At 63.1% G+C, this 12226-nt stretch carries 12 protein-coding genes; 6 read left to right on the top strand and 6 right to left on the bottom strand.

From position 1 onward, the window contains the following. The first annotated feature begins 7 nt into the window (after positions 1-7). The gene (locus AC1RDJ_RS07120; protein ID WP_071323570.1) at positions 8-358 is read left to right on the top strand and encodes a VOC family protein; all 351 of its coding nucleotides are present in this window, start codon (positions 8-10) and stop codon (positions 356-358) included. A gap of 190 nt (positions 359-548) precedes the next feature. On the opposite strand, the gene AC1RDJ_RS07115 is transcribed toward AC1RDJ_RS07120, so the two are convergent. Then, complete coding sequence (locus AC1RDJ_RS07115; RefSeq protein WP_493027052.1) at positions 549-1079, bottom strand: SRPBCC family protein; 531 nt, start codon at positions 1077-1079, stop codon at positions 549-551. 129 nt (positions 1080-1208) lie between these two features. On the opposite strand from AC1RDJ_RS07115, the gene AC1RDJ_RS07110 reads away from it, so the two are divergent. Genes AC1RDJ_RS07110 through AC1RDJ_RS07095 form a run of 4 tightly spaced genes read left to right on the top strand, consistent with a single transcriptional unit; the run spans position 1209 to position 5859 of the window. After that, positions 1209-1643 carry a MarR family winged helix-turn-helix transcriptional regulator gene (locus AC1RDJ_RS07110; protein ID WP_289886668.1) on the top strand — a complete coding sequence of 145 codons (435 nt, stop codon included), beginning with the start codon at positions 1209-1211 and terminating at the stop codon, positions 1641-1643. Then, complete coding sequence (locus AC1RDJ_RS07105; protein ID WP_493027051.1) at positions 1640-3208, top strand: DHA2 family efflux MFS transporter permease subunit; 1569 nt, start codon at positions 1640-1642, stop codon at positions 3206-3208. The genes AC1RDJ_RS07110 and AC1RDJ_RS07105 overlap by 4 nt, the downstream gene beginning before the upstream one ends. Positions 3209-3225: 17 nt before the next feature. Beyond that, on the top strand, positions 3226-4668 hold the full coding sequence (locus AC1RDJ_RS07100; protein WP_493027050.1) for an efflux transporter outer membrane subunit: 1443 nt from the start codon (positions 3226-3228) through the stop codon (positions 4666-4668). 21 nt (positions 4669-4689) lie between these two features. After that, positions 4690-5859 carry an HlyD family secretion protein gene (locus tag AC1RDJ_RS07095; RefSeq protein WP_493027049.1) on the top strand — a complete coding sequence of 390 codons (1170 nt, stop codon included), beginning with the start codon at positions 4690-4692 and terminating at the stop codon, positions 5857-5859. Between the two features lie 112 nt (positions 5860-5971). On the opposite strand, the gene fusA is transcribed toward AC1RDJ_RS07095, so the two are convergent. After that, a complete protein-coding gene (gene fusA, locus AC1RDJ_RS07090; protein WP_071323564.1) occupies positions 5972-8080 on the bottom strand; it encodes an elongation factor G in 2109 nt (702 codons plus the stop codon). A gap of 346 nt (positions 8081-8426) precedes the next feature. Here fusA and AC1RDJ_RS07085 point away from each other — a divergent pair, with 346 nt between their 5' ends. After that, positions 8427-9485 (top strand): phospholipase A, encoded by a 1059-nt coding sequence (locus AC1RDJ_RS07085; protein WP_083411784.1) that lies wholly within the window; start codon positions 8427-8429, stop codon positions 9483-9485. A 64-nt stretch (positions 9486-9549) separates the two neighbouring features. Here AC1RDJ_RS07085 and AC1RDJ_RS07080 read toward each other — a convergent pair whose 3' ends face one another. The 4 genes from AC1RDJ_RS07080 to AC1RDJ_RS07065 all read right to left on the bottom strand — a co-directional run bounded on the left by AC1RDJ_RS07080 (position 9550) and on the right by AC1RDJ_RS07065 (position 12215). After that, complete coding sequence (locus AC1RDJ_RS07080; RefSeq protein WP_071323562.1) at positions 9550-9747, bottom strand: hypothetical protein; 198 nt, start codon at positions 9745-9747, stop codon at positions 9550-9552. 163 nt (positions 9748-9910) lie between these two features. Next, positions 9911-10159 (bottom strand): hypothetical protein, encoded by a 249-nt coding sequence (locus AC1RDJ_RS07075; protein ID WP_071323561.1) that lies wholly within the window; start codon positions 10157-10159, stop codon positions 9911-9913. Positions 10160-10375: 216 nt separating this feature from the next. Beyond that, positions 10376-11299, bottom strand: a complete 924-nt coding sequence (locus AC1RDJ_RS07070; RefSeq protein WP_071323560.1) for a class I SAM-dependent methyltransferase — start codon at positions 11297-11299, stop codon at positions 10376-10378. 265 nt (positions 11300-11564) lie between these two features. Next, a complete protein-coding gene (locus AC1RDJ_RS07065; protein ID WP_071323559.1) occupies positions 11565-12215 on the bottom strand; it encodes an ankyrin repeat domain-containing protein in 651 nt (216 codons plus the stop codon). Positions 12216-12226: the final 11 nt, after the last annotated feature.

The following is a 12226-nucleotide window of genomic DNA, read 5'->3' as shown; positions in this document are numbered from 1 at the left end:
GAAAAATATGCAAGTCATGCGGATAGTGGCAAATTTCCCGGCGCCGGACCTGGGGCTGGCCCGGACTTTTTACCAGGAAGTGCTGGGTCTCAGCCTGTTAATGGATCATGGCTGGATCAGGACATATGGTTTGCAGACCGAGATGAGCGTTCAGGTGAGCTTCGCGACGGAAGGCGGCTCGAACACTGCCGTGCCCGACCTTTCCATTGAAGTCGATGACGTCGATACGGCACTGGCACGCATGTCTGCGGCAGGCTTTCCCATTGAATATGGCCCAGTCGATGAACCTTGGGGCGTAAGGCGCTTTTTCGTGCGCGACCCTTTCGGCAAGCTCATCAATATTCTGTCGCACACATAGGCATGGCGGCGACTTGCCCGCGTTCATGCCGGTGCTTGCCGGCGAACACCAAACGGGCAGACAGGAGCAAGCCGGGCAGGCTCCCGCTGCCAAGCCGGGCCCTTCGGACCCAGCGTGCCTGAAGAATGGCCATGGCCGTTTTCTCAGGCCCGCGACTCCGGCCCGCCGTTGTTAACGAAACCGCGCCAGATCACTGCACGCGTGCCAGGTACTGCGCCAGCTGGCCGAACGTGGCCTTGAAGCCCTCCGTCATCGACTCATGCCCTTCCACAAAAGTCCGATGCTGCTCATCCGTCGCCTTATGCGGCGTCGAGCGCAGGGTCATCGTCGTCTTGCCGTTTTCTTCGGTCAGCGTCATGGTATTGAACGATTCCAGCGGCCACGTGGCGCTGACGGGGTGCTGCACGGCATTGCCCTGCTTGTCGGCGAACGACAGGATCGACACGATCTTTTCCGGCGCGTCGATAGCCTGGTAAGTGAACTTGCCCCACATCTCGTAACCATTGTCGGCGCGCATGCCGTAATGAAAAATGCCGCCCGGCCGCAGGTCGAGCGCCAGCACGCTCAATTCGAAGCCCACCGGGCCCCACCACTGGGCCAGGCGCTCCGGCTCCACCCACGACTGAAACACCAGCTCGCGCGGCGCGTCGAAAGTTTGCGTGATGACAAAGTCGCTGCCGTCACGGTGCTGTCCTTCCTGTTTCTGTTCTGCGGTCGTCATGCTGTCTCCTGAAGGTGATGGACTGGCACTAATGTAACAGCGGCGGGGGAAAACAGAAAGGCCTGCACGCGGCGCACATCTGCATGCTAGAATATTAGTTCGAGACCTAACTATTAGACGACTTACTTTATGATTTCTATCGAAGAGCGTTTCTCCGCCGCGCTCCACAAGACGGCGCGCGGCTGGCGCCATGCGATCGACCGGCGCCTGAAAGACCTGGACCTGGGACAGGCCAGCTGGATGGCCATCGCCATGATCGCCAAGTCGCCGCAGCCGCCGTCGCAAAGCGAGCTGGCGCACCAGCTGGGGGTGGAAAACCCCACCATGGTGTCGATGCTGGACCGGCTCGTGAAATCGGGCTTCGTGCAGCGCCAGCCATCGGAAACGGACCGCAGGGTGAAACTCGTCGTGCTGACCGACGCGGGCATGCAGGTGTACGACACAGTGCGCAAGGAAGCGGATGGCTTCCGCAAGGAACTGTTGCAAGGCATTGACCCAGAACAATTGCGGGCCGCCACCGAACTGCTGGAAGCCTTGCAGGCGGCCACGGAGAAATCCGCATGAGTTCGGCCACTGCCGCGTCCTCCGTACCGGCTGCGCAAGATCCCACGCTGAACCGGCGCATGATCACGATTTCCATCATGCTCGCCACCATCATCCAGGCGCTCGACGGCACCATCGCCAACGTCGCCCTGCCCCACATGCAGGGCAGCCTGTCCGCCTCGCAAGACCAGATCACCTGGGTACTGACGTCGTTCATCGTCGCCGCCGCCATCGCCACGCCCCTGACGGGCTGGCTGTGCGACCGTTTCGGCCAGAAAAACACCTTCCTCGTCTCCGTGGCCGGCTTCACGCTCGCTTCCGTGCTGTGCGGACTGTCGGGCACCCTGTCCGAGATCGTCGCCGCCCGTCTGCTGCAGGGCGTGTTCGGCGCGGCCCTCGTGCCGCTGTCGCAGGCGGTCTTGCTCGACATCAATCCACGCGAAAAGCACGGCTCGGCCATGGCCATCTGGGGCATGGGCGTGATGATAGGCCCCATCCTGGGACCGACCCTGGGCGGCTGGCTGACGGACAGCTACAGCTGGCGCTGGGTCTTCTTCATCAATATCCCGATCGGCGCCATGGCCTTCTATGGCATCTGGCGCTACATCCGCAAGGACCCGCCGAACCGCCGCATGAATTTCGACATGTTCGGCTTCGCCACCCTGAGCCTGTCCATCGGCGCCTTGCAGATGCTGCTGGACCGTGGCGAGCAGAACGACTGGTTTTCCTCGACGGAAACGTGGATCGAAGCCATCGTGCTGGCCATGAGCTTGTGCTATTTCATCGCCCATACGGCCCTGCGCCCGGCCGGCAAGTCCTTCCTCGATTACCGCCTGTTAAAGAACTCGAACTATGTGAGCGGCCTGCTGTTCATCTTCATCGTCGGCCTGGTGCTGTTCGCCACCCGGGTGCTGACGCCGTCGATGCTGCAAGGCTTGATGAACTACCCGGCGGCCATTGCCGGTCTGGTGACGGCGCCAAGCGGCCTGGGCACGATGATGGCCATGCTGATCGTCGGCAAGCTCACGGGCAGAATCGACACGCGCATCCTGCTGGGCGTGGGTTTTTCCATCACGGCGTTCTCGCTGTGGCAGATGGCCAATTTCACGCTGGACCTCGTGCCGAAGACCGTCGTGTGGAACGGCATCATCCAGGGCATCGGCCTGGGCCTCGTCTTCGTGCCCCTGAGCGCGGCCACGTTTGCCACCCTGTCGCCGCAGATGCGGGCGGAAGGCACGGCCATCTATAGCCTGGTGCGCAATATCGGCAGCAGCATCGGCATCGCTCTCGTGCAAACCTTGTTGGTGCGCAATACGCAGATTGCCCATGCGTCCCTGACGGAACACATCAATATCGGCAACCCCGCCCTGCACGACCCGGGCATCGCGCAAGTCTTCGACCTGGGCACGGGCACCGGCATGGCGGCGCTGAATGGCGAAATCACGCGGCAGGCGTCGATGATCGCCTACCTCGACGATTTCTGGCTGATGATGTGGCTGACCATCCTCGTGCTGCCGCTCCTGCTCCTGATCAAACCACCGAAGAAGAATGCGCCGGTCGTGGGCGACCACGCGGCCATGGAATAACCCTCATGCACACACCTATGAAACTCTCCCTCGGCATACTGGCCCTCAGCGTATCGCTGGCCCTGGCCGGCTGCGCCAGCATCCCGCCCGACGCGCAACGGCTGCCGCAGCAAGACCTGGCCACCGTCCAGCTGGCGGCCGACATCCACCTGGCCAGCGAAGGCTGGCCCGCGGCCCAGTGGTGGCGCCAGTTCCGCGACCCGCAGCTGGATCAGCTGGTCGAGCAGGCGCTGGCCGCCAGCCCGGGCCTGGACGTGGCGCATGCCCGCATCGGCTCGGCCCTGTCCGCCTTTGACGCCCGGCATGCGGAGCGCGGCCCCCGCGTGGATGTGAACGCCGCCGCCAACCGCCAGCGCTATTCAGGCAACGGCCTGATGCCCGCTCCCATCGGCGGCAATTACTACAATGAAGCGACGGTGGGCCTGCAAGCCCATTACGACCTCGACTGGTGGGGCCGGCACAAGGCGCAGATCGCGGCCGCCCTGGGCGAAATCAACGCGCGCCGCGCCGAGTACGCGATGGCCGAGCAGATGCTGGCGGCCGAAATCGCCAAACATTATTTCAGCATGCAAAACGGCTGGGCCCGCATGGACAACTTGCATGCGCTGGTGACATTGCAGCAGCAACTGGTGGCGGATAAGGAAAAGCGCATCGCCAACGGCCTCGGCGTCAGCGACGACCATTTGTCCGCGCAAACGCGGCTGAGCCTGCTGCAACAGCAGATCGCCATGCTGGAAACGCAGATCGTCACGGAGCGCGAAGCCTTGCGCGCGCTGCTGGGCGCGGATGGCACGGCCCTGGCCAGCCTGCAGCAGAAGGCGGCGCAGGCGCTGCCGCACGCCCTGCCCGGCAAGCTGGGCATGGAATTGCTGGCGCGCCGGCCCGACTTGCAGGCGGCGCGCTGGCGCGTGCAAGCGTCGCTGAGCGGCATCGAGGCGGCCGAGGCCGCGTTTTACCCCGATATCGACCTCGGCGCCTCGTTCGGCCTCGATGCCATCAAGCTGGGCAAGCTGCTCGAGTCCGGCAGCCGCACCCTGTTCATCGGCCCGGCGTTGTCGCTGCCCCTGTTCGACAGCGGCCGCCTGCAGGCGCAGCTTGCCGGCGCGCGCAGCGAGCGCAATGAACTGATCGCCGACTACAACCAGAACGTCTACAACGTCGTGCGCGACGTGGCGCAGGCCGGCGCCAGGGTGCAGGGCGTGGAAAACCAGCTGCGCCTGCAGCAGGAAAACCTGCGCGCCAGCGAAGCGCAGCTGCGCAATGCGAATGCCCGCCTGAAACAAGGACTGGCCGACCGCGCCACCCAGCTCAGCGCGGAAATGACCGTGCGCGGCCAGGTGGACCTGGGCATGCAGCTGCAAAACCAGCGCCAGAACGCGGAAATCGGCCTGACCGTGGCCCTGGGCGGCGGCTACCGGGGTAGCAGCGACTTTTCCGCCAATGCCACCGCCCAACAATAACCATCGATTACGGAACACATCATGAGCAGCGATACCACAGCAACAAGCACCCCAACCGAACAACCGGGCAAGCGCAAGGCCGTACTGATGGCCATCACGGCCGCGTTTGTCGTGGCCGGCGTAGCCTGGGCCGCCTACTATCAACTGGTGCTGGCCAAGGAAGAAGTCACGGACAACGCCTATGTGGGCGGCAACCTGGTCACCCTGTCCGCCCAGGTAACGGGCAATGTCGATGAAATCCGCGCCGACGAGACGCAGATGGTGACAGCGGGCGCGCCGCTCATCACCCTGAACGGCATCGATGCGGACCTGGCCCTGCGCCAGGCCGAGGCGCGACTGGGCAACGTCGTGCGCCAGGAACGCGAACGGTATTCCAGCGTGGCGCAGTACGACGCCGTCATCGGGCAGCGCCGCCTGGCCCTGGCCACGGCGCAGGGCAATCTGGCGCGCCGCGCGCCGCTGGCCGCGGACCAGACGATTTCCGGCGAAGACCTGGCCCACGCGAAACAGGCCGTCGACGATGCGAACGCGGCCCTGGTGGTGGCGCAGCGCCAGGCCGAGTCCGCCAAGTCGGGCGTGGCCGGCGTGAACCTGTCCAGCCATCCGGCCGTGCTGTCGGCCAGGGGCGACGTGGTGCAGGCGTGGCTGGCCGTGCGCCGCAACGCCGTGCTCGCACCCGTCTCCGGCTACGTGGCCAAGCGCAGCGTGCAGCTGGGCTCGCACGTGACGCCGGGCACGCCCTTGATGTCCATCGTGCCGCTCGATCAATTATGGGTCGACGCCAACTTCAAGGAGTCCGAATTGCGCAATATCCGCGTCGGCCAGGCGGCCACCATCGAAACGGACTTGTATGGCAGCAAGGTGGTGTACCACGGCAAGGTGCTGGGCATGTCGGCCGGCACGGGCAGCGCGTTTTCGCTGCTGCCGGCGCAAAACGCCACGGGCAACTGGATCAAGGTGGTGCAGCGCGTGCCCGTGCGCATCGCGCTGGACCCGAAGGAACTGGCGGCCCACCCGCTGCGCATCGGCCTGTCCACCACCGTGACGGTCGAGACCAGCCATGGCGAAGGAGCGACCCTGGACCAGCCGATGGCGGCGTCGACCGTCTACACGACCAAAGCGCTGGGCCAGCCGGTGGCCGAGGCGGAAAAGATCGCCGATACGATTATTGCGCAGAATCTTCTGAATTGATGGGTAGGTCGGATCAGGCCGCAGGCCGTCATCCGACAACATCGTTGGCGTTGCCGGTGGTGGCGTCGGATGACGCGCTTGCGCGCTAATCCGACCTACCCGCTACCCGCCTCTATTTGGTTTTGCCCGCCGCCGCCACCTGGTCGAGGATATGCTTGGGCACGGCCGCATAGTGCTTGAATTCCATCGTGTAAGTGGCGCGGCCCTGGGTCAGCGAACGCAGGGTGGTGGAATAGCCGAACATCTCGGCCAGCGGCACGAGGGCCTTGACGATGCGCCCCGCGCCGCCGGGAATGTCGTCGACGCCCTGTACCATGCCGCGCCGGGCCGTCAAGTCGCCCATGACGTTGCCCATGAACTCTTCCGGCGTTTCCGCCTCCACCTGCATCATCGGTTCCAGCAGCACGGGAGCGGCCTTGCGCATGCCATCCTTGAAGGCGATGGAGCCGGCCATGCGGAAGGCATTCTCATTCGAATCGACGTCGTGGTAGGAGCCGAAGGTCAAGGTGGCCTTCACGTCGACCACGGGATAGCCGGCCAGCACGCCCGATTTCAGGGTTTCGGCGATGCCCTTGTCGACGGCGGGAATGAATTCGCGCGGCACCACGCCGCCCTTGATGGCGTCGACGAACTGGTAGCCCGTGCCGGGTTCGAGCGGCTCGAGTTTCAGCACCACGTGGCCGTACTGGCCCCGTCCGCCCGACTGCTTGACGAACTTGCCTTCCACATCTTCCACCGTGCGCGTGATGGTTTCGCGGTAAGCCACCTGCGGCTTGCCCACATTCGCTTCGACGCCGAATTCGCGGCGCATGCGGTCGACCAGAATTTCCAGGTGCAGCTCGCCCATGCCCGACATGATGGTCTGGCCCGACTCCTCGTCCGTGTGCACCTTGAACGACGGGTCTTCCTGCGCCAGGCGGTTCAGGGCGATGCCCATCTTTTCCTGGTCGGGCTTGGTCTTCGGTTCGACGGCCTGCGAAATCACGGGTTCCGGGAAGATCATCTTTTCCAGCACGATGATGTGGTCGATGGCGCACAGGGTGTCGCCCGTGGTGACGGCCTTCAGGCCCACGGCGGCGGCGATGTCGCCCGCATACACCTCCTTGATTTCCTTGCGCTCGTTCGCATGCATCTGCAGGATGCGCCCCAGCCGCTCGCGCGCGCTCTTGGTGGGGTTGTAGACCATGTCCCCCGAGTTCACCACGCCCGAATACACGCGGAAGAACGTCAGCTGGCCCACGAACGGGTCCGTCATGATCTTGAAGGCCAGCGCGGAAAAGTGCTCGTCGTCCGTCGGATGGCGCTCCACCTCGTTGTCGTGCTCGTCATGGCCCATGATGGGCGGCACTTCCATCGGCGACGGCAGGTATTCGATGACGGCATCGAGCATGGCCTGCACGCCCTTGTTTTTAAACGCGCTGCCGCACAGCATGGGCACGATTTCATTGCGGATGGTGCGCGCCCGCAAGGCCTGCTTCAGCTCGGCCTCGGTAAAGGTGTCGCCGTTCAGGTAGCGTTCCGTCATCTCGGAGCTGGCTTCGGCCGCATGCTCGACCAGGTGCTCGTGCCACTCCTGCGCCTGCGCCTGCAATTCGGCGGGAATCTCGCCATAGCTGAACTGCACGCCCTGGCTGGCGTCATCCCAGGTGATGGCGCGCATTTTCAGGAGGTCGATCACGCCCGTGAAATGCTCTTCGGCGCCGATCGGCAGCTGGATGGGCACGGCCACGCCTTTCAGGCGCGCGCCGATCTGCTGGCGCACGCGCAGGAAGTCCGCGCCGACCCGGTCCATCTTGTTGATGAAGGCGATGCGCGGCACGTGGTATTTGTTGGCCTGGCGCCAGACGGTCTCGGACTGCGGTTGCACGCCGCCGACGGCGTCGTAGACCATCACGGCGCCGTCGAGCACCCGCATCGAGCGTTCGACCTCGATCGTGAAATCCACGTGGCCCGGCGTATCGATGATGTTGATCCGGTGCTCGGGGAAATTGCCGGCCATGCCTTTCCAGAAGGCCGTGGTGGCGGCCGAGGTGATGGTGATGCCGCGTTCCTGCTCCTGTTCCATCCAGTCCATGGTGGCGGCGCCATTGTGCACTTCGCCTATCTTGTGATTCACCCCCGTATAAAACAGGATGCGCTCGGTGGTGGTGGTCTTGCCGGCGTCGATATGGGCGCTGATGCCGATGTTGCGGTAGCGCTCGATAGGTGTTTTGCGGGTCATCACAATCTCCATGGCTAGCCCCGGCACGCCAGGGTTTGCGCCGGTTTTCCAGTGTAGCAGACATCGATTTTGGCGGCACGGCAGCGGGCCGTTTACCATGCACACAACACTGTCCGCCGCGCGCACGTCAGGCGCACCGGGGCTAATTGCGGATTCAGCTATACTTTCATAAGTACTAAATCAACAAAGATTAATCAGTATCAATATGCATGGCATCCTGCCATGCAAGGCGACGCCGCCGGCATGCAGCCCAGGTGCGCACCGAACGACATGCCCCACACAGCCTATGACTATTCAACTAAGAAAAATAATTCTCTCTTCCCTGCTGGCGTCGCCTGCGCTATCCATGGCAGGCGAACTGGAGCAGCAAATGCAGCGTTGCGCCGTGCTCGGTGACGCCAGCGCCCGCCTGGGATGCTTCGATACCCTGGCCAAGGCGGCGGAAAAAGCCACCATCGCCGCCGGCGGCGATCCGGCGACGGCGGCCGTGACCCTGGCGGCTGCCGCCGAGGTCGCGCCCCTCACGCTCATCAGCCCGCCTGGCGTCGCCACGCCGGAAGCCGTCAACGCCGCCATTCCCGCCATCGCCCAGGCTGGCGCGGCGCCGCCGGAAACGCCGATTTCGCGCACCCAGCAATCGTGGGAATTGAACGAGGCGTCGAAACGCGGCCTGTTCAACTTCCGCCCCCACCGCGACACGTATCTGTTGCTGGCCAATTACAGCAACGCTTCCAATGACGAACCGTTCCAGGATTTCACGCCGGGCGGCATCAAGAGCCAGCATGTGGAGCTGACTTTCCAGCTGAGCTTTAAGATGAAAATGCTGGAAGACATCGCCGGCACGCCGATCGACATGTGGTTCGGCTACACGCAGCAAAGCTTCTGGCAGGCGTACAACCGCAAGGCCTCGAGCCCGTTCCGCGAGACGAACTATCAGCCAGAACTGATGCTGGTCATGCCGATCAACAAGAATCTCGCCGGCCTGGAATTCAATTACCTGAACTTCGGCCTGGTGCACCAGTCAAACGGCCAGACCTCGACCCTGTCGCGCAGCTGGAACCGCGTATATGCCGAGCTGGGCATGGAAAAAGACAATCTGGCCATCACGGCGCGCGTGTGGCACCGCCTCGACAATAGCGCGAACGACAATGATAATATCGACATCATCGATTACATGGGACATGGCGATTTACGCTTGAGCTATCGCAACAAGGGTCATGAATACGCCGTCACGGCCCGCCGCAATTTCAGCAAGAAGCATGGCTCCATGCAGGCCAGCTGGGCTTTCCCGCTGAAAGCCAACCTGAAAGGCTATCTGCAGCTGTTCTCCGGCTATGGCCAGAGCTTGATCGACTACAACTATTCGCAAAAGTCGATCGGCGCCGGTTTCATGGTCGACCTGTAAGAGTACTGTCCGACAAATACAAAATGGCGCCGGGGGCGCCATTTTTTTTATGGGGAGGAGCGCTTCAGCGCCGTCCGCCGCCCAGCACGCGGGCCGGCAGCATGACGATGGCGCGCAACAGCTCGAAGACGCCCTCGACGCCGATGCCGATCAGGCGGAACGGCAGCAGCAGCAGCCAGGCCAGCGGATACAGCACGAGCGCCAGCAAGGCCAGGGGCCAGCACAGCATCAGCAGCAGCAGCCACAGCACAAAACCCAGCATGTCGTTCCCCTTGAATGAAATGTGCGGAGCAAGCTGTGCTTGCCCCGCTACCGTGACGCCACTATATAAAAGCGCCGGCATGGCGGCAACGGCAATGCGATGAACGGCACAATGGCACGATGAACGGGACGAAAGCGGGAATGAACGGCGGCTGGCGGCGTGTTTATTGGCCGACGCAAATCACCTTGGTGACGTACTCGTGCGCGTTCGGTTTCTTGCTGGTGGCCCATTTGATGGCCTGGTTGGCGTCCTCGATGGTCATGACGGTCGCCTTGTCCTTCGACTTGATGAAGGACACGCCTTCAAACACGCCTTCCTTGCTGCGCATCACCTTGGCAAACACGGGCGGCTTGGTCTCGCCGTCGCTGATTTTGTTCTGTTGCACGAGGTAACGCTGATCGATCTGTTCCATGATAGTAAAGCTGTCCGGTGGGTAAAGGACGAAATATACCCTGAATGGACGAACGCCGCAGGACGAAATGCCTGCGGCGTTAGCAAAAGGTGCGTCAAAACGCCTGAAAAAACCGTCGCGAGCGGCAGCGGGTTGTGGCCGAGAAGCGCAGCTGTGCCAGGGCACAGCGAGCATCGCAGGCCGCACATCGCGACGTGCAGCAGCTTAGGCCGGCGTTCAGGCGTAGACGGCGTTCTGCACGACAGGCTGCAGGTTGACGTCGTAGATGACCTGCGCGCGGATCGACGCTTCCAGCGAAGGGATCGAGCCGCCGGCGCGGTACTGGAAGCTCACTTGCAGCACGTCGCCCGCCTTCACGGCGACCGGCATGGCCAGCGGCAAACACATGTAGTGATTCAGCCAGTCGATGGTGGTGGAACGCTCGGGCACGACGGCCAGGATGTTCTTGGTGACGAAACGCAAGGCGTTCAGTGTGCCGCTGCGCTCGACGACGAACTTGCCGTCGAAGCCGAACACGCTGTCCGTCGGCTGGCTGAAGTCGATGATGCTGTAGACGGATGGCGGCGCCAGTTCCTGCACGCCAGGATGGATGGCCGTGGTTTCCTGGAATTGCACGATGGGCGCGTAAAAGCCTTCGAAATCGTATTCCTGCTGCATCGGCTGCACGGCCATGATGACGGCCTCGGGCAGGAAGATGGGCAGCGGGCCGCCGAAACGGGCCAGGTAGCGGCGCTTGAACGATTCGATCACTTCCACCTGCTTTTCGCGCAGCATGCCCACATGGATCATTTCACAGATGACCACGTCGACGGGCTCGGGCGGCAGGTATTCGAAGGCGTCCGCATGCACGACCTCGACTTTTTCGCCATTCGGGTTGAGCGCCAGCATCTTGCGCGCTTCCTTGACCATGTCCGGATTGAACTCCACACACCACACCTTGTCGGCGCGGGCCGCCGCAAACCACGACAGCACGCCCGTGCCGCCACCCAGCTCCAGCACCTTCATGCCGGGTTTTACCGCGTAATCGATCGCCGACTTGAACCCGTGCATGCGGTTCTGGTCCATCAACATATTGTGGTGGTAATGGACGGGGATAAATTGCCCCAGGTAACAACTCTCGATTTCTCGTTCATTCAGCATGTCTGTCCTCTTGGAGTCTGGCTCCGATGGCCGGTCGGTTTTGTCATTCCAGAAAGCAGTGATATCGCACGGGCTGCGCGCGGGGCGGCGGCAGTACAGCCGGCGCCTGGCCTTGATGTGATTACCCATGCGAAAGATCTCCTGATTAATGCGACACAATCATTATCGTTAATCAGGGAGATGAACAAAGGGCTGAGGTGAGAGGCAATTCCATGCCAGTTTGAGCGCTGGCATGGAAAACATTGCAGGAATGATACTGGAACGATTACTTGCGGCTGGCGCGCGCCTGCAGCTGGCGTTCGATGATGGCCACCACGCCCGGCTTGTCGCCGGCCTGGGCGAACTGGATGGCCGTCCAGCCATGGTCGCTCTTGAGTTGCGCATCGGCGCCCCAGGACAGCAGCAGCTTGACGGCGCCCTCCTGGCCTTCGCGGGCGGCAAACATCAGCGGCGTGATGTTGGCGGGCGCGCGCGCATCGACGACGGCGTCGCGGTCCAGCAAAATCTTCATGATGGGCAAGTCGCCGGCCGAGGCCGCGTAATGCAGCGCCGTCCAGCCGCTCTGGTTGACCTTGGCGCCCTTGGCCAGCAAGGCTTCCACGGCCGCCTGCTTGTGCTTGTAGGCGGCCATCATCAGGGCCGTGTTGCCATTCGCCGAGCGGGCTTCCAGGTCGATGCCGGGCGCGGCCAGCAAGACCTCGAAGACCTTGTCCGCATCGTCGCGCAGGGCCAGCACGAGGGGAACGTCGCCGCGCTGCGCGTCGGGCAGGTTGGGATTCATGCCGTCGGCCAGCATGCTGCGCACGCCGCTGTCATTGTTGACGGAGACGGCGCGGGAGAAGGCTTCCGGTTCCGGCGCCGCCTGGCTGGCCCCGGCCCAGCACAATAGCGCCGCCAGCGCGAGTTTTCGCATCATAATCAACCTTA

Source organism: Janthinobacterium sp. GW822-FHT07H10, from assembly GCF_058798675.1.
The sequence above is the reverse complement of the archived record's forward strand: the minus strand, read 5'-3'. Positions and strand labels throughout refer to the sequence as shown.

Coding starts and splice junctions, on each gene's coding strand:
- fusA (WP_071323564.1), bottom strand. CDS start 8,080: ATGACCCGCAAAACACCTATCGAGCGCTACCGCAACATCGGCATCAGC.
- AC1RDJ_RS07095 (WP_493027049.1), top strand. CDS start 4,690: ATGAGCAGCGATACCACAGCAACAAGCACCCCAACCGAACAACCGGGC.
- AC1RDJ_RS07100 (WP_493027050.1), top strand. CDS start 3,226: ATGAAACTCTCCCTCGGCATACTGGCCCTCAGCGTATCGCTGGCCCTG.
- AC1RDJ_RS07075 (WP_071323561.1), bottom strand. CDS start 10,159: ATGGAACAGATCGATCAGCGTTACCTCGTGCAACAGAACAAAATCAGC.
- AC1RDJ_RS07105 (WP_493027051.1), top strand. CDS start 1,640: ATGAGTTCGGCCACTGCCGCGTCCTCCGTACCGGCTGCGCAAGATCCC.
- AC1RDJ_RS07070 (WP_071323560.1), bottom strand. CDS start 11,299: ATGCTGAATGAACGAGAAATCGAGAGTTGTTACCTGGGGCAATTTATC.
- AC1RDJ_RS07115 (WP_493027052.1), bottom strand. CDS start 1,079: ATGACGACCGCAGAACAGAAACAGGAAGGACAGCACCGTGACGGCAGC.
- AC1RDJ_RS07110 (WP_289886668.1), top strand. CDS start 1,209: ATGATTTCTATCGAAGAGCGTTTCTCCGCCGCGCTCCACAAGACGGCG.
- AC1RDJ_RS07080 (WP_071323562.1), bottom strand. CDS start 9,747: ATGCTGGGTTTTGTGCTGTGGCTGCTGCTGCTGATGCTGTGCTGGCCC.
- AC1RDJ_RS07085 (WP_083411784.1), top strand. CDS start 8,427: ATGGCAGGCGAACTGGAGCAGCAAATGCAGCGTTGCGCCGTGCTCGGT.
- AC1RDJ_RS07065 (WP_071323559.1), bottom strand. CDS start 12,215: ATGATGCGAAAACTCGCGCTGGCGGCGCTATTGTGCTGGGCCGGGGCC.
- AC1RDJ_RS07120 (WP_071323570.1), top strand. CDS start 8: ATGCAAGTCATGCGGATAGTGGCAAATTTCCCGGCGCCGGACCTGGGG.